Annotated in this window: 12 protein-coding genes and 1 tRNA gene; all 13 read right to left on the reverse strand. The window is 63.2% G+C overall.

The features are described 5' to 3' along the window. Nucleotides 1–24: 24 nt before the first annotated feature. The 13 genes from fusA to tuf all read right to left on the reverse strand — a co-directional run bounded on the left by fusA (nt 25) and on the right by tuf (nt 17,224). Nucleotides 25–2,118, reverse strand: a complete 2,094-nt coding sequence (gene fusA, locus HF203_RS02830) for an elongation factor G (protein ID WP_168666377.1) — start codon at nt 2,116–2,118, stop codon at nt 25–27. 41 nt (nt 2,119–2,159) lie between these two features. Further along, nucleotides 2,160–2,630, reverse strand: coding sequence for a 30S ribosomal protein S7 (gene rpsG / locus HF203_RS02835; RefSeq protein ID WP_168666378.1), 471 nt, complete (start codon nt 2,628–2,630; stop codon nt 2,160–2,162). 31 nt (nt 2,631–2,661) lie between these two features. Continuing rightward, nucleotides 2,662–3,036 carry a 30S ribosomal protein S12 gene (rpsL, locus tag HF203_RS02840; RefSeq protein ID WP_168666380.1) on the reverse strand — a complete coding sequence of 125 codons (375 nt, stop codon included), beginning with the start codon at nt 3,034–3,036 and terminating at the stop codon, nt 2,662–2,664. 285 nt (nt 3,037–3,321) lie between these two features. Continuing rightward, nucleotides 3,322–7,842 carry a DNA-directed RNA polymerase subunit beta' gene (gene rpoC, locus HF203_RS02845; protein ID WP_168666382.1) on the reverse strand — a complete coding sequence of 1,507 codons (4,521 nt, stop codon included), beginning with the start codon at nt 7,840–7,842 and terminating at the stop codon, nt 3,322–3,324. A gap of 167 nt (nt 7,843–8,009) precedes the next feature. Continuing rightward, nucleotides 8,010–12,182, reverse strand: coding sequence for a DNA-directed RNA polymerase subunit beta (rpoB, locus tag HF203_RS02850; RefSeq protein WP_168666383.1), 4,173 nt, complete (start codon nt 12,180–12,182; stop codon nt 8,010–8,012). 231 nt (nt 12,183–12,413) lie between these two features. Continuing rightward, nucleotides 12,414–12,791, reverse strand: a complete 378-nt coding sequence (gene rplL / locus HF203_RS02855; protein ID WP_168666385.1) for a 50S ribosomal protein L7/L12 — start codon at nt 12,789–12,791, stop codon at nt 12,414–12,416. Nucleotides 12,792–12,849: 58 nt separating this feature from the next. Further along, a complete protein-coding gene (gene rplJ / locus HF203_RS02860; protein WP_168666387.1) occupies nt 12,850–13,377 on the reverse strand; it encodes a 50S ribosomal protein L10 in 528 nt (175 codons plus the stop codon). Nucleotides 13,378–13,674: 297 nt separating this feature from the next. Beyond that, nucleotides 13,675–14,367 carry a 50S ribosomal protein L1 gene (gene rplA / locus HF203_RS02865; protein ID WP_168666389.1) on the reverse strand — a complete coding sequence of 231 codons (693 nt, stop codon included), beginning with the start codon at nt 14,365–14,367 and terminating at the stop codon, nt 13,675–13,677. Then, complete coding sequence (gene rplK, locus HF203_RS02870) at nt 14,367–14,801, reverse strand: 50S ribosomal protein L11 (protein ID WP_168666391.1); 435 nt, start codon at nt 14,799–14,801, stop codon at nt 14,367–14,369. The genes rplA and rplK overlap by 1 nt, the downstream gene beginning before the upstream one ends. Nucleotides 14,802–14,955: 154 nt before the next feature. Continuing rightward, nucleotides 14,956–15,489, reverse strand: a complete 534-nt coding sequence (nusG, locus tag HF203_RS02875; protein ID WP_168666393.1) for a transcription termination/antitermination protein NusG — start codon at nt 15,487–15,489, stop codon at nt 14,956–14,958. Nucleotides 15,490–15,491: 2 nt separating this feature from the next. After that, complete coding sequence (gene secE, locus HF203_RS02880; RefSeq protein ID WP_168666395.1) at nt 15,492–15,869, reverse strand: preprotein translocase subunit SecE; 378 nt, start codon at nt 15,867–15,869, stop codon at nt 15,492–15,494. A 32-nt stretch (nt 15,870–15,901) separates the two neighbouring features. Then, a tRNA-Trp gene (locus tag HF203_RS02885) sits at nt 15,902–15,977 on the reverse strand. Nucleotides 15,978–16,033: 56 nt separating this feature from the next. After that, nucleotides 16,034–17,224, reverse strand: a complete 1,191-nt coding sequence (gene tuf / locus HF203_RS02890) for an elongation factor Tu (RefSeq protein ID WP_168666376.1) — start codon at nt 17,222–17,224, stop codon at nt 16,034–16,036. Nucleotides 17,225–17,289 lie beyond the last annotated feature (65 nt).

The raw sequence follows: 17,289 nt of genomic DNA on the forward strand, positions 1-17,289 counted from the left end.
CCGCTCTACCCTTAACAATCGTTACTATTTCTTGGAGACCGCTTCGGCAATGCTGGCGGGCACCTCGTTGTACTTGCAGAACTCCATGCTGTAGGTCGCGCGACCCTGGGTCGCCGAGCGCAGGTCGGTCGCATAGCCGAACATCTCGGACAGCGGAACCTCGGCACGGATGATCTTGCCGGAAGGCGCGTCTTCCATTCCCTGAATCATGCCGCGACGGCTGTTCAGGTCGCCCATGACGTCGCCCATGTTCTCCTCGGGGGTCACCACCTCGACCTTCATGACCGGCTCGAGCAGCACCGGCTTGGCCTTGGCAGCACCTTCCTTGATCGCCATCGAGCCGGCGATCTTGAACGCCATCTCACTCGAGTCGACCTCATGGTAGGAACCGTCGTAGAGGGTGACCTTGACGTCGACCATGGGGAAGCCGGCAATGATGCCGTTCTTCATGGCCTCCTGGATACCTTTGTCGACCGAAGGGATGTACTCCTTCGGCACCACGCCACCAACGATGGCGTTGACGAACTCGTAACCGGCACCGGCCTCCTGCGGCTCGATGCGGATGTGCACGTGACCGTACTGACCACGACCACCGGACTGACGGGCGAACTTGGTCTCCTGCTCGACGGTCGCGCGGATGGTCTCGCGATAGCTGACCTGAGGTGCGCCGACGTTGGCCTCGACCTTGAACTCGCGACGCAGACGGTCGACGATGATCTCGAGGTGCAGCTCACCCATACCGGAGATGATGGTCTGACCCGACTCCTCGTCGGTGTGGACGCGGAACGAGGGGTCTTCCTGCGCCAGCTTCTGCAGCGCGATGCCCATCTTCTCCTGGTCGCTCTTGGTCTTAGGCTCGACCGCCACCGAGATCACCGGATCGGGGAACTCCATGCGCTCGAGGGTGATGACCTGATTGAGGTCGCACAGGGTATCACCGGTGGTGACGTCCTTCAGACCGACTGCCGCAGCGATGTCGCCAGCGCGGACCTCTTTGATCTCCTTACGCTCGTTGGCGTGCATCTGCAGGATGCGGCCGACACGCTCCTTCTTACCCTTGACCGGGTTGAAGACGGTATCGCCCGAGCTGATCACACCCGAGTACACGCGGAAGAAGGTCAGGGTGCCAACGAAGGGGTCGGTCGCGATCTTGAACGCCAGCGCGGCAAAGGGCGCATCGTCGTTAGACTCACGGGTCGCCTCGGTCTCGTCCTTGTCGTCGAGGATGCCGCGGATGGCGGGCACGTCGACCGGCGAGGGCATGTAGTCGAGCACGGCGTCGAGCATTGCCTGCACACCCTTGTTCTTGAAGGCCGAGCCGCACATCATCGGCACGATCTCGCTCTTCAGGGTACGCTCACGCAGCGCGGCCTTGATCTCGTCCTCGCTGAGCGTCTCGCCCTCGAGGTACTTGTCCATCAGCGCTTCGTTGGCCTCGGCCGCGGCCTCGACCATCTTCTCACGCCACTCGTTGCAAAGCTCGACCAGATCCTCGGGGATGTCGCGCGCCTCGTACTCCATGCCGCGGCTGTCTTCGTCCCAGTAGATCGCCTGCATGCGCACCAGGTCGACGACACCCTTGAAGTCTTCCTCGGCGCCGATCGGAATCTGGATCGGCACCGGGTTGGCGCCGAGACGATCCTCGACCTGACCGACGACGCGCAGGAAGTTGGCGCCCATGCGGTCCATCTTGTTGACGAAGGCGATACGCGGCACGCCGTACTTGTCGGCCTGACGCCACACCGTCTCGGACTGGGGCTCGACGCCACCGACGGCACAGAACACGGCGCAAGCACCATCGAGCACACGCAGCGAACGCTCGACTTCGATGGTGAAGTCGACGTGCCCGGGGGTGTCGATGATGTTGATGCGGTGCTCAGGGCGGTCGCGATCCATGCCTTTCCAGAAGCAGGTGGTCGCTGCGGAGGTGATGGTGATACCACGCTCCTGCTCCTGCTCCATCCAGTCCATGGTGGCCGAGCCATCATGCGTTTCACCAATCTTGTGAGAGACCCCGGTGTAGAACAGGATGCGCTCTGTGGTGGTGGTCTTCCCGGCATCGATATGCGCCATGATGCCAAGGTTGCGATACCGCTCGATTGGGGTGCTACGTGCCACGACTGAATCCGCCCTGATTGATCAAAAAATGCGTTGCGAAACTACCAGCGGTAGTGCGAGAAGGCCTTGTTGGCCTCGGCCATGCGGTGCGTATCTTCTTTCTTCTTGACCGCGGAGCCACGCGACTCTGCCGCGTCCATCAGCTCACCGGCCAAACGCTGCGCCATGGACTTCTCGGAGCGCTTACGCGCAGCATCGATCAGCCAGCGCATCGCCAGCGAGTTGCGACGCGCGGGACGCACCTCAACCGGAACCTGGTAGGTCGCACCACCGACACGGCGGGACTTGACCTCGACTGCGGGGCGCACGTTCTCCATCGCCAGCTCGAGCAGCTCGACGGGCTCGGCGCCTTTCTTCTCGGCGACTTGATCGAGCGCGTTATAAATGATGCGCTCGGCGACGGACTTCTTTCCGTCTTCCATCATCATGTTGATGAACTTGGTCAACAGCTCGCTTCCGTGCTTGGGATCCGGCAGGATCTGGCGACGGGCGGCAACGCGTCTTCTCGGCATGATCTACTCCGACCTAATCTGGGATACTGACTCAGCTCTTCGGGCGCTTGGCGCCGTACTTGGAACGTGCCTGACGCCGCTTCTCGACACCCGAGGTATCCAGCGTACCGCGCACGGTGTGGTAGCGAACACCCGGCAAGTCCTTGACACGACCACCGCGGATCAGCACCACCGAGTGCTCCTGCAGGTTGTGCCCTTCACCACCGATGTAGGAAGCCACCTCGTAGCCGTTGGTCAGACGCACACGAGCGACCTTACGCAGTGCGGAGTTCGGCTTTTTCGGGGTGGTGGTGTACACACGGGTGCAGACACCACGACGCTGCGGACAAGCCTCGAGGGCCGGCACATTGCTCTTCGCCACGTTCCGCTTGCGGGGCTTCCGCACGAGTTGGTTGATCGTTGCCATGCAATCAGTCTCCAGGGGCGCCCAGGCGCCAAATTCAGGGAGTCAAACGACGCCTGCACGGCAGCAGGCCGCATCGCAGCCAGTACGTCCGCACGGATTCGATCGATTGACTCGGGGACCGGGCGGGTTTGCCCAGACCAAGGAACCGGACCAAGAAAAAATAAGGCCAGCCAACCCTTCGGCCGGCTAGCTGAGACAGAGCAGTATAGGGAGTGACCAAAGACGTGTCAACCTCCCTAACTGCCCGATCTTTCTTGGAATGAAATGCCTTTCGGCATGCTGCGGTCAGTCCGCCGCAGAGGTGTTGAGTGCCTTCTTCAGTGCCTCTTCCAACTCCTCGGCATCCATCTCGACCTTGCCACCCGCGGCCTGCAGCTCGAGCTGACGCTTGCGCCGCCGCTCGATGTGCGACGACAGGCCGGTACCGGCGGGGATCAGACGACCAACGATGACGTTCTCCTTGAGGCCGGCAAGGTGGTCCACGGAGCCCCGCACCGCCGCCTCGGTCAGCACTCGGGTGGTCTCCTGGAAGGAGGCCGCCGAGATGAACGACTCGGTGGCGAGCGAGGCCTTGGTGATCCCCAACAACAGCGGCTCGTAGAGCGCCGGCTGCTTGCCCTCGGCCATCATCCGCTTGTTCTCGTCGAGCGCAGTGGTGTACTCCACCTGCTCGCCACGCAACAGACGGGTGTCGCCCGAGGCGGTGATCTCGACCTTGCGCAGCATCTGGCGAACAATCACCTCGATGTGCTTGTCGTTGATCTTCACGCCCTGCAACCGGTAGACATCCTGGATCTCCTTGACCAGGTACTCGGCCAGCGCAGTCACGCCCTTCAGGCGCAGGATATCGTGCAGTGCCAGCTCGCCATCGGCGATCACTTCACCCCGCTCGACACGCTCACCCTCGAACACGTTGACGTTACGCCACTTCGGGATCAGCTCCTCGACCGTCTCGCCATCGTCGGTGGTGATCACCAAGCGCTGCTTGCCCTTGGTGTCCTTACCGAAGCTGATGGTCCCGCTGGCCTCGGCGAGCAGGGCCGGCTCCTTCGGCTTGCGCGCCTCGAACAGGTCGGCCACGCGCGGCAGACCACCGGTGATGTCACGCGTCTTACTCGACTCCTGCGGGATACGGGCAAGGACGTCACCGACCCCGACCAGGGCACCGTCGTCGACGCTGACGATCGCGCCCGAGGGCAGGAAGTAACGCGCCGGCAGATCGGTGCCCGCGATGTTGAGCTCGTTGCCCTGCTCGTCGAGCAGCTTGACCATCGGGCGCAGATCCTTGCCGGCGGCAGGACGCTGCTTGGGGTCGATGACCACGCGCGAGGTCAGACCGGTCACATCATCGGTCTGGGCCTGCACCGTGACACCCTCGATGAAGTCCACGAAGGCGAGCTTACCGGCCACCTCGGTGACCACCGGATGGGTGTGCGGATCCCAGGTCGCGACCACGTCGCCGGGGCTGACCTGCTGACCATCGGCCACCCGCAGGGTGGCGCCGTAGGGCACCTTGTAGCGCTCCTTCTCCATGCCGCGCTCGTCGACCACGGTCAGCTCACCGGATCGCGACACGGCCACCAGGTTACCCGAGTGGTGTTCGACGGTCTTGATGTTGTGCAGCCGCACCGAACCACTGTTCTTGATGTCGATACTGCTGACTGCCGCGGCACGCGAGGCCGCACCACCGATGTGGAAGGTGCGCATGGTGAGCTGGGTACCCGGCTCACCGATCGACTGCGCGGCGATGACACCAACGGCCTCGCCGATGTTGACCCGATGGCCACGCGCGAGGTCACGACCGTAGCACTGGGCACAGACGCCGAGACGCGACTCACAGGTAATCGGCGAGCGCACCCGCACCTGGTCGATGCCCTTCTCCTCGAAGCGCTCGACCCAGCGCTCGTCGAGCAGGGTGCCCGCGGGGCAGACCAGCTCGTCGGTACCGGGACGATAGACGTCGATGGCGGCGACGCGACCGAGGATGCGCTCGCGTAGCGGCTCGACCACGTCACCACCCTCGATGATCGGTGCCATCAGTAGGCCCTGGTCGGTGCCGCAATCCTGCTCAAGCACCACCATATCCTGGGCGACGTCGACCAGACGGCGGGTCAGGTAACCCGAGTTGGCGGTCTTCAGCGCGGTATCGGCCAGACCCTTACGCGCACCGTGGGTCGAGATGAAGTACTGGATGACGTTCAGACCCTCGCGGAAGTTCGCGGTGATCGGCGTCTCGATGATCGAACCGTCTGGCTTGGCCATCAGGCCACGCATACCGGCGAGCTGACGGATCTGCGCCGCCGAACCACGTGCGCCGGAGTCGGCCATCATGAAGATCGAGTTGAACGAGTCCTGACGACGCTGCTCGGCCAGACGCTGATCGAGCGCGGCCAGGGCGCTCTTGACCCGGGTACGTATCTCCACCGAGTCGACCTGATCGAGGTCACCGAAGACATCGATCTCGGCGCGTGCGCCGGCGACCAGGGCATCGATCTCGGCGGCGAAGGCTGCGGTGTCGAGCGCGCCGCGCTTGAGGCGGTCACAGATCTCGAGCGCGGTGCCCTGCAGCCGGTCGAACAGCCGACGCGCGGCCAGATACTGCTCGGCGTCATCGGCGACCAGCTCGTAGACGGCCTGGCGATACTCGCCGAGGAAACGCAGCGCCTCGTAAGCCGGGCGGGTCTCAGCCACCGAGCCACCGAGCTTGCTCATCATCGACTTGGCGACCCGGTCGTTGGTGTGCGACCAGATGTCGACGACCTTGTTATAACGCTCGCCGTTGGTGACCAGACCTGAGGAGTACTGATCCTGGATCTCCTTGACCTCCTTCTCGGCGCTGGCCAGGATCTCGGTCTTCTCCTCCGGCACCTCCATGTCCTCGAGGCCGATCGAGGCCCCGGCACGGGTCGCCATGCGGAAGCCCAGGTACATGATCTGGTCGGCGAAGACCACGGTGTCCTTGAGACCAAGACGGCGATAGCAGACGTTGATCAGGCGCGAGATCTGCTTCTTACCCAGGGCGCGATCGACCAGGTCGAAGGGCATGCCCTTGGGCACGATGGCGAACACCAGGGCGCGCCCCAAGGTGGTCTCCTTGATCGAGGTCTGCTCACGGCGATTGCCGTCCTGGTCCTGGATCACCTCGTGGATACGCACCCGGCAGCGCGCCTGCAGGTCGGCGTGGCCGGTCTCGTAGGCACGGCGCGCCTCGTCGATCCCAGAGAACAGGCTCCCCTCACCCTTGGCGCCGATGCGCTCACGGGTCATGTAGTAGAGCCCGAGCACCACGTCCTGCGAGGGCACGATGATCGGCTCACCGTTGGCCGGCGAGAGGATGTTGTTCGAGGCCATCATCAGCGCCCGCGCCTCGAGTTGAGCCTCGAGCGAGAGCGGCACGTGCACGGCCATCTGGTCGCCGTCGAAGTCGGCGTTGAAGGCGGTACAGACCAGCGGGTGGAGCTGGATCGCCTTGCCCTCGATCAACACCGGCTCGAAGGCCTGGATGCCGAGACGGTGCAGGGTCGGCGCGCGGTTGAGCATCACCGGGTGCTCGCGGATGACCTCCTCGAGGATGTCCCAGACCTCGGGGGTACCACGCTCGACCATCTTCTTGGCGGCCTTGATGGTGGCCGCCTGACCACGCAACTGCAGCTTGCTGAAGATGAACGGCTTGAACAGCTCCAGGGCCATGCGCTTGGGCAGGCCGCACTGGTGCAGCTTGAGGTAGGGACCGACGACGATGACCGAACGCCCGGAGTAGTCGACACGCTTACCGAGCAGGTTCTGGCGGAAGCGACCCTGCTTGCCCTTGATCATGTCGGCGAGCGACTTCAGCGGACGCTTGTTGGTGCCGGTGATGGCCCGACCACGACGGCCGTTGTCGAGCAGCGCGTCGACCGACTCCTGGAGCATGCGCTTCTCGTTGCGCACGATGATGTCGGGTGCGACCAGATCGAGCAGACGCTTGAGTCGATTGTTGCGGTTGATGACGCGACGGTAGAGATCGTTGAGGTCCGAGGTCGCGAAGCGGCCACCGTCGAGCGGCACCAGCGGACGCAGCTCCGGCGGCAGCACCGGCAGCACAGTGAGGATCATCCACTCGGCACGGTTGCCCGACTCGAGCAACGACTCGAGCAGCTTGAGACGCTTGGAGAGCTTCTTGATCTTGGTCTCGGAGTTGGTGCTCTCGATCTCCTCGCGCATCCGCCGCACTTCGGCGTTCATGTCGATGGTGCGCAGCAGCTCGTAGACCGCCTCGGCACCCATGCGCGCGTCGAACTCGTCGCCATAGGCCTCGAGCGCCTCTAGGTACTGCTCGTCGTTGAGCAGCTGGCCACGCTCGAGTTCCTGCACCAGACCCGGGTCGATGACCACGAAGGACTCGAAGTAGAGGATGCGCTCGATATCGCGCAGCGTCATGTCGAGCAGCAAGCCGATGCGCGAGGGCAACGACTTGAGGAACCAGATGTGCGCCACCGGGCTGGCGAGATCGATATGCCCCATGCGCTCACGGCGCACCTTGGCCAGGGTCACCTCGACGCCACACTTCTCGCACACCACACCACGGTGCTTGAGGCGCTTGTACTTGCCGCAGATGCACTCGTAGTCGGTGATCGGGCCGAAGATCTTGGCGCAGAACAGCCCGTCGCGCTCCGGCTTGAAGGTGCGATAGTTGATGGTCTCGGGCTTCTTGACCTCGCCGAAGGACCAGGAACGGATCATCTCGGGGGAGGCAAGTCCGATCTTGATCGCGTCGAATTCGAGTGCCTGGCCCTGTTGCTTGATGATTTTCAGTAGATCTTTCAAGACCTTAATCTCCTGCCTGCGATAACCGGCTAAGCGCTAGCCCCACATGCGTCACGTGCGTGGTGCGTAGGGTGCGGTGAGGCACGAACCGCACGGTCGCCAGATCATTGAAAGGACGCACTCCCCCTCCCGCGAGGGGGAATGCGTCCCGCGGCTTGATGGCTCGGTTAGTCCTGCTGCAACTCGACGTTGATCGCGAGCGAGCGGATCTCCTTGACCAGCACGTTGAACGACTCGGGCATACCCGCCTCCATGCGATGGTCACCGTCGACGATGTTCTTGTACATCTTGGTCCGACCGTTGACGTCGTCCGACTTCACCGTGAGCATCTCCTGCAGGGTGTAGGCGGCACCATAGGCCTCCAATGCCCAGACCTCCATCTCACCGAAGCGCTGACCACCGAACTGCGCCTTACCGCCGAGCGGCTGCTGGGTGACCAGGCTGTAGGGGCCAGTGGAGCGGGCGTGCATCTTGTCATCAACCAAGTGGTTGAGCTTGATCATGTACATGTAGCCGACGGTGACCGGACGCTCGAACTGCTCACCGGTGCGGCCGTCGAACAGGATGGTCTGACCACTAGGCACGCCCTGCGCGGTGTTGTCACGATCGGCCAGACGCAACATGGCCTTGATCTCTTGCTCGGTAGCGCCGTCGAACACCGGGGTGGCCAGCGGCACGCCCTTGGTGAGGTTCTGGGCAAGCTCCAGGACCTCGTCGTCACCGAGATCGTCGAGCGACTCACGCTTGCCGCTGCTGTTGTAGATCTTGTCGAGCAGCTCGCGCAGCTCGGCGACCTTGGCCTGGGCCTGGAGCATCTTGCCGATCTTCACGCCGAGACCGTTGGCGGCCCAGCCGAGATGGGTCTCGAGCACCTGACCGACGTTCATGCGCGAGGGCACGCCGAGCGGGTTGAGGACGATGTCGACCGGCTCACCGTCAGCCGAGAACGGCATGTCCTCGATCGGCACCACCTTGGAGATGACACCCTTGTTACCGTGACGACCGGCCATCTTGTCACCGGGCTGGATGCGCCGCTTCACCGCCACGTAGACCTTGACCATCTTGAGCACGCCCGGGGCGAGGTCGTCGCCGCTGGCGATCTTGCGCTTCTTGGTCTCGTAGCGCTCGCGGAACTCCTCGCGCTGCTGCTTGACCTGCGCAGCAACCGCCTCGAGCTGGGTGGCGATGTCCTCGTCCTGCATACGGATCTCGAACCAGAGATCGCGCGAACCGCGTGCCACCAGGTCGCTCAGGTACTCGCTGGTGACCTCGGCGCCGGGGCGCAAACCACCAGGACCACCGTCGGCAACCTTGCCGACGAGCATGCGCTCGACACGGTGGAAGGTGTCGTTCTCCATGATCCGCTGCTGGTCGGCGAAGTCCTTGCGCACACGATCGAGTTCCATTTCCTCGATCTGCTGGGCACGTTTGTCCTTCTCCACGCCGTCGCGGGTGAACACCTGGACGTCGACCACGGTGCCGTTCATACCAGTGGGCAAGCGCAGCGAGGTGTCCTTCACGTCCGAGGCCTTTTCACCGAAGATCGCGCGCAGCAGCTTCTCCTCGGGGGTGAGCTGGGTCTCGCCCTTGGGCGTGACCTTGCCGACCAGGATGTCACCGTCGCGCACCTCGGCACCGACGTAGACGATGCCCGACTCGTCGAGTTTGGAGAGCGCCGCCTCGCCGACGTTGGGGATATCGCTGGAGATCTCCTCCGGGCCGAGCTTGGTGTCGCGCGCCAGACAGGAGAGCTCCTCGATGTGGATGCTGGTGAAACGATCCTCCTGCACCACCCGCTCGGAGATGAGGATGGAGTCCTCGAAGTTGTAGCCGTTCCAGGGCATGAAGGCCACGCGCAGGTTCTGGCCGAGGGCGAGTTCACCCATATCGGTCGAGGGCCCGTCGGCGAGCACGTCACCACGCGCCACCACATCGTTGGGGCGTACCAGTGGGCGCTGATTGATGCAGGTATTCTGGTTGGAACGGGTGTACTTGGTGAGGTTGTAGATATCGACACCAGGCACGCCGGGCAGGGCCTCGTCGTCGTTGACCCGAACCACGATACGCGCAGCGTCGACCGACTCGATCACACCACCGCGACGCGCCACCACGCAGACGCCGGAGTCCTTGGCCACCACGCGCTCGATGCCGGTGCCGACCAACGGCTTCTCGGCACGCAACGTCGGCACCGCCTGGCGCTGCATGTTCGAGCCCATCAGGGCGCGGTTGGCGTCGTCGTGCTCGAGGAAGGGGATCAGCGAGGCGGCCACCGACACCACCTGACGCGGCGAGACGTCCATGTAGTTCACCTCTTCGGGTGCCTTCATGGTGAACTCGTTGGCGTGACGGCAGGAGACCAGGGCGTCGCTCAGCTGGCCATGCTCATCGAGCGCGGCGTTGGCCTGAGCGATGACATAGTTGCCCTCCTCGATCGCCGAGAGATAGTGGATCTCGTCGGTGACGCGACCGTTCTCGACCCGCCGGTAGGGGGTCTCGAGGAAGCCGTAGGCGTTGGTGCGAGCGTAAACCGCTAGCGAGTTGATCAGGCCGATGTTCGGGCCTTCCGGGGTCTCGATCGGGCAGACGCGACCATAGTGGGTCGGGTGCACGTCACGCACCTCGAAGCCGGCGCGCTCACGGGCCAGACCGCCCGGGCCGAGGGCCGAGACACGGCGCTTGTGGGTGACCTCGGAGAGCGGGTTGTTCTGGTCCATGAACTGCGAGAGCTGGCTGGAGCCGAAGAACTCCTTGATCGCCGCCGAGACCGGCTTAGCGTTGATCAGCTCCTGCGGCATCAGCCCCTCGGACTCGGCCAGCGAGAGACGCTCCTTGACCGCACGCTCGACACGCACCAGGCCGACGCGGAACTGGTTCTCGGCCATCTCACCAACACAGCGAATGCGGCGATTGCCGAGATGGTCGATGTCGTCGACCGCACCGCGACCGTTGCGCAGCTCGACGAGCACTTTAAGCGCATCGATGATGTCGGAGCTGTCGCCGTACTTGGCGACGAGTTCCTGGGAGAAGCTATCGGCCCGGTCACGGAAGTAGTGACCGTCGTAGACCACACCCGGACCTTCCTCGTCTTCGCGACCGAGACGACGGTTGAACTTCATCCGACCGACTGCGGAGAGGTCGTAGCGATCCGGGGTGAAGAAGAGGTTGTGGAACAGGTTCTGGGCGGCCTCCTTGGTCGGCGGCTCACCCGGGCGCATCATCCGGTAGATCTCGATCTGGGCGTCGAGATCGCTGGTGGTGTTGTCGATGCGCAGGGTCTCGGAGATATAAGGGCCCTGGTCGAGGTCGTTGACGAACAGGGTATCGATGCGCTCGATGCCCTTCTCGAACAGGGTCTGCAACACCTCGGGGGTGACGATGCTGTTGGCCTCGGCCAGCACCTCACCGGTATCGGTATCGATCTGATCACGCGCGAGGATGCGTCCGAGCAGAAACTCAATCGGGACCTCGAGCTGCTCGACGCCGGCCTTCTGCAGCTCACGAATGTGGCGCGCGGTGACGCGACGACCGGACTCGACCAGCACCTCGTCGCCGATCTTGACGTCGAAGCCGACGGTCTCGCCGCGCAACCGCTCGGGGACCAGGTCGAAGGAGATCTGACGCTTGGCGAGATGGAAGGTGTCGGTCTCGAAGAACCGCTCGAGGATCTCCTCGACGGTATAACCGAGTGCACGTAGCAACACGGTCGCCGGCAGCTTGCGGCGACGGTCGATACGCACGAAGACGTTGTCCTTGGGATCGAACTCGAAGTCGAGCCAGGAACCACGATAGGGGATGACGCGCGCGGAGAACAGCAGCTTACCCGAGGAGTGGGTCTTGCCCTTGTCGTGGTCGAAGAAGACACCGGGCGAGCGGTGCAACTGCGAGACGATGACGCGCTCGGTGCCGTTGATGATGAAGGTGCCGGTCTCGGTCATGAGCGGCAGCTCGCCCATGTAGACCTCTTGCTCACGGACGTCCTTGACGACCTTGGTGCCGGCGGGGGCATCCTTGTCGTAGATCACCAGGCGCAGCAGCACGCGCAGCGGTGCGGCGAAGGTGGCGCCGCGCAGGTGACACTCGCGCTCGTCGAAGACCGGCTCGCCGAGCCGATACTTCACATATTCGAGGACGGCATTGCCGGAATAGCTCTCGATCGGGAAAACGGACTTGAAGGCGGCATGCAATCCGACGTCCCGCCGCCCCCGCTCAGGGGTATCGACCTGCAGGAACTCGCGATAAGAGTTGATCTGCGTGGCCAGCAGGAACGGCACGTCCAGGATGCTGGGACGCTTGCCGAAGTCTTTGCGGATGCGCTTTTTTTCGGTGAACGAATAGGCCATTATGCCTTCCCTCGAGGTGCTTACTATGGTCCCTAACGGGGCATGGACTCTGGTGCAGGTTGCGGTCGGCGAGGATCAGCCGCGCAGCCGATCTGGGATCTAGCGCCAACCTCGGCGTCGGAGCCTCGATGCGAGACGCCGCGGGGTTGTTCGGCCCCAACGGGAAAAGGCCGGCGGCTCGTCGCCGCCAGCCCGAACGCTCCGCCGAAGACGTGGCGAGGCAATGCGCCCTTACTTGATTTCGACGCTTGCGCCAGCCTCTTCGAGCTGCTTCTTGGCCTCTTCGGCCTCGTCCTTCGACACGCCTTCCTTCAGGGTCGCCGGAGCGCCTTCGACGGCCTCCTTGGCTTCCTTCAGGCCGAGGCCGGTGAGGCCACGGACAGCCTTGATGACGGCAACCTTGTTGGCGCCGAACGAGGCGAGCACGACGTCGAACTCGGTCTTCTCTTCAGCGGCGGCAGCCTCGCCACCAGCGGCGGCCGGGGCAGCAGCGACGGCGGCAGCGGCGGTCACGCCGAACTTCTCTTCCATCGCTTCGATCAGGTCCACGACCTCGAGCACGGTCATGTTACCAATCGCTTCGAGAATCTCGTCTTTCGAAACGGCCATGGGGATCTCCTAGGGATGAATACTGTTGATCGAACTGGTACGGGGTTGGAAGCGCCTATCAGGCGGCTTCCTTGGCATCGCGAATCGCGGCAACGGTGCGCACGAGCTTGCCCGGCACCTCGTTGATGGTCGCTGCGAGCTTCTGCACCGGAGCCTTCATGGTGGCCATGAGGATGCTGATCGCCTGATCGTAGGTCGGCATCTTCGCGAGATTGCCGAGCTCCGTGGCGGGGAGCAGCTTGCCGCCCAGGGCGATGAGACGCACCTGGAACTTGTCATGGTCCTTGGCGAAGGCCTCGGCAACACGAGCGGCCGAGCCCGGATCTTCCTGCGAGAATGCAAGGATCAGCGGACCGGTGAGGCCCTCCTGCATGCACGCGAAGTCCGTGCCCTCCAGCGCGCGACGTGCCAGGGTGTTCTTGACCACACGAACATAGACGCCGGCCTTGCGTGCTTCCACGCGCAGCTGAGTCAGCTCGTCGACGGTCAAGCCCCGGTACTCGGCACCGATGGCCGAGTAAGCGCTCTTGGCGACTTCCGCGACTTCGGCGACGATCGCTTCTTTCTGGGCGAAATTCAGCGCCACTTCGTCACCTCCTGAGTGTATAAACCCCGGTCTTACCGGGGCGCACGACATGAATACGCATCCTGCGTCTCCACGACGAGCAGAGAGCGTGCGCCGTCATCAGTCACTGACTTGATTCTGGAGCACCGTCTGCGCAGGCGGGGATCCCATTGAGTCGCTGAGACGCACGTCCACTGCGTGCCCGGCGACACCTGCGGTCTTTGACGGTCCCCGGTCAATCGACCGGGGCCCCAAAGATGTTTTGACGCGGAGGTCGGGCCTCCGCACTCCGGACCTCGCGGCCCGGAGACGTCGAACTCAGACCAGGGCCGAGTGGTCGACGGTCAGGCCCGGCCCCATGGTGGTGGAGACCGTGACCTGCTGCATGTATACGCCCTTGGCGCTAGCCGGCTTGGCCTTGACCAGATTGGCCAACAGGGCCTCGAGGTTCTCGCGCAGCTGCGCCGGCTCGAAGTCGGCCTTTCCGATGGGGCAGTGGATAATGCCAGCCTTGTCGGTGCGATAGCGCACCTGACCGGCCTTGGCATTGCGCACGGCCTCGGCGACGTCGGCGGTGACGGTGCCAACCTTCGGGTTCGGCATCAGGCCGCGGGGACCGAGCACCTTACCGAGCTGGCCGACGATACGCATCGCGTCCGGGGAGGCGATGACCACATCGAAGTCCAGATTACCGGCCTTAACCTCTTCGGCCAGATCCTCGAAACCGACCTTATCGGCACCGGCTTCTTTGGCTGCCTCGACGTTGGCGCCCTGGGTGAAGACCGCCACACGCACGGTCTTACCGGTGCCGTTGGGCAGCACGGTGGAGCCACGCACGACCTGATCCGACTTACGCGGATCGACACCGAGGTTGACGGCGACGTCAACGCTCTCGGAGAACTTCACCTGGGAGAGTTCTTTGAGCAGCGCGAAGGCCTCTTCGGGTGCATAGAGTTTGCCCGGCTCGACACGCTCACGGATTGCGCGCGTACGCTTGGTCAGCTTGGCCATCAGTTCACCCCCTCGACGTCGAGACCCATTGCACGCGCACTACCTGCGATGGTACGCACGGCGGCGTCCATATCAGCGGCGGTGAGATCGGGCATCTTGGTGGTTGCGATCTGCTCGAGCTGCTCACGGGTCACCACACCAACCTTGGCGGTGTTGGGCGTAGCACTGCCCTTGCCGATGCCTGCGGCCTTCTTCAGCAGAATGGCGGCCGGCGGCGTCTTGGTGATGAAGGTGAAGCTGCGATCGGAGTAGACGGTGATGACCACCGGGATCGGCAGACCCTTCTCGACGTCCTGCGTCTTGGCGTTGAACGCCTTGCAGAACTCCATGATGTTGACGCCGTGCTGACCGAGTGCAGGACCGACTGGCGGGCTCGGGTTGGCCTCACCTGCCTTGACCTGCAGCTTGATATAGGCTGTGATCTTTTTTGCCACGATGATTCTCCAATGGGTGCAAACGCCAGGGGACTGAGACCTTGGCTCCCCATGTCACACCCCCGGGCGGGGGGTTGGTACGAAGGTCGCCACCACAGCGGCAACGACCGGGATGCACCGTATCGCACCCAGGCGGGGGCGAAACGGACTGCGATCAACCCTTCTCGACTTGAGAGAACTCGAGATCGACTGGAGTGGCACGCCCGAAGATCAGCACCGAGACCTTGACCCGGCTCTTCTCGTAATCGACGTCCTCGACCACACCGTTGAAATCGGTGAAGGGACCATCGATCACGCGCACGACTTCTCCCGGCTCGTAGAGCACCTTCGGACGTGGCTTTTCGCCGCCTTCCTCAAGACGCTGCAGGATGGCCTGAGCCTGGGATTCGGGGATGGGTGCCGGACGATCACCGGTTCCGCCGATGAAGCCCATGACCTTGGGAACGCTCTTGACGAGATGCCAGGTTTCGTCGGTCATCTCCATATTGACCAAGACGTAACCCGGGAAGAACTTACGCTCACTCCTGCGCTGCTGACCGCCGCGCACCTCGACGACCTCTTCGGTCGGCACCAGGATCATGCCGAACAGCTCTTCGAGACCCGCACGCTTGATGCGATCTTCGAGTGAACGTTTGACCTGCCCCTCGAAACCCGAGTAGGCATGGATGACATACCATCGCTTCGCCATCTTCAGCCACCTTGTCCAGTGAGGAGACGCAGGATCGACATCAGCATCATGTCGAACAACCAGAGCACGATACCGACGATCAGCACCATGACGATAACCACCAAGGTGGTCTGAGTGGTTTCCTGCCGCGAAGGCCAGACGACCTTACGCACCTCCATCCTGGCGTCAGCTGCAAACTGCCACAAGGTCCGACCACGCTCGGTCTTGAAGGCCACGAATGCCGCGACACCACAGATGATCAGCAGGCCGACAACCGCCAACAGGGTCGAGAGGGGCTTGAGGAGGTAGAAGGCAACGATACCGCCGACCAACAAAAAAGCAGCAGCGACCAGCTTGAGGGTATCCAAGCTGGCGCCACGGGCTTCTGCGCGTGAATTCATGGAATCGCGTGTCGCCTAAGCGATGGGTTGTATGGCAGGCCAGGAGGGACTCGAACCCCCAACCTGCGGTTTTGGAGACCGCTGCTCTGCCAATTGAGCTACTGGCCTAGAAACTAGGTTTTCCGGATCGCGCACCCTCTGGGTGCGCGATCGGAGATCGAGTATTACTCGATGATCTTGGAGACCACGCCGGCGCCGACGGTACGACCACCCTCGCGAACGGCGAAGCGCAGCCCTTCTTCCATCGCGATCGGCGCGATCAGCTTGACGGTCATTTTCACGTTGTCGCCAGGCATGACCATCTCGATGCCTTCGGGCAGCTCGCAGGCACCAGTCACGTCAGTGGTGCGGAAGTAGAACTGCGGACGATAGCCATTGAAGAAGGGGGTGTGACGACCGCCCTCTTCCTTGCTCAGCACATACACCTCGGCCTCGAAGTGGGTGTGCGGGGTGATGGTGCCGGGCTTGGCCAACACCTGACCACGCTCGACGTCGTCACGCTTGGTGCCGCGCAGCAGCACGCCGACGTTGTCACCGGCCTCGCCCTGGTCGAGCAGCTTGCGGAACATCTCCACACCGGTGCAGGTGGTCTTGGTGGTGTCCTTGATGCCGACGATCTCGATCTCTTCACCGACCTTGATCACGCCACGCTCGACACGACCGGTCACCACGGTGCCGCGGCCCGAGATCGAGAACACGTCCTCGATCGGCATCAGGAAGGCGCCGTCGACGGCACGCTCCGGCTCGGGGATGTAGCTGTCGAGTGCCTCGATCAGCTTGTCGATCGACGGACCACCGATCTCGGAGGTATCACCCTCGAGGGCGAGCTTCGCCGAACCGGTGATGATCGGGGTGTCGTCGCCGGGGAAGTCGTAGCTCGAGAGCAGCTCGCGCACTTCCATCTCGACCAGCTCGAGGAGCTCGGCGTCGTCGACCATGTCGGCCTTGTTCAGGTAGACGATGATGTAAGGCACGCCAACCTGACGGGAGAGCAGGATGTGCTCACGGGTCTGGGGCATCGGGCCATCAGCGGCCGACACCACCAGGATCGCGCCGTCCATCTGCGCCGCACCAGTGATCATGTTCTTCACGTAGTCGGCGTGGCCGGGGCAGTCGACGTGTGCATAGTGACGCGTATCGGACTCGTACTCGACGTGCGCGGTGGCGATGGTGATACCACGCTCGCGCTCTTCGGGTGCGTTGTCGATCTGGTCGTAGGCACGTGCCTCACCACCGTACTTGCGCGCCTGGTGCGTGGTCATCGCAGCCGTCAGCGTGGTCTTGCCGTGGTCGACGTGGCCAATGGTGCCAACGTTGACATGTGGCTTACTACGTTCGAATTTTTCTTTGGACATGAACGGCTCCCCGCATGTTTCAAATCGACCAGGCGCGCCTGGATGCGCGCAACCGTACCGAGAAA

Origin of the sequence: Marichromatium bheemlicum (assembly GCF_012276755.1) — a bacterium.
Classification (GTDB): Bacteria; Pseudomonadota; Gammaproteobacteria; order Chromatiales; family Chromatiaceae; genus Marichromatium; species Marichromatium bheemlicum.

Coding starts and splice junctions, on each gene's coding strand:
- rpsL (WP_168666380.1), bottom strand. CDS start 3,036: ATGGCAACGATCAACCAACTCGTGCGGAAGCCCCGCAAGCGGAACGTG.
- rplL (WP_168666385.1), bottom strand. CDS start 12,791: ATGGCCGTTTCGAAAGACGAGATTCTCGAAGCGATTGGTAACATGACC.
- rpoB (WP_168666383.1), bottom strand. CDS start 12,182: ATGGCCTATTCGTTCACCGAAAAAAAGCGCATCCGCAAAGACTTCGGC.
- tuf (WP_168666376.1), bottom strand. CDS start 17,224: ATGTCCAAAGAAAAATTCGAACGTAGTAAGCCACATGTCAACGTTGGC.
- rpsG (WP_168666378.1), bottom strand. CDS start 2,630: ATGCCGAGAAGACGCGTTGCCGCCCGTCGCCAGATCCTGCCGGATCCC.
- secE (WP_168666395.1), bottom strand. CDS start 15,869: ATGAATTCACGCGCAGAAGCCCGTGGCGCCAGCTTGGATACCCTCAAG.
- nusG (WP_168666393.1), bottom strand. CDS start 15,489: ATGGCGAAGCGATGGTATGTCATCCATGCCTACTCGGGTTTCGAGGGG.
- rplA (WP_168666389.1), bottom strand. CDS start 14,367: ATGGCCAAGCTGACCAAGCGTACGCGCGCAATCCGTGAGCGTGTCGAG.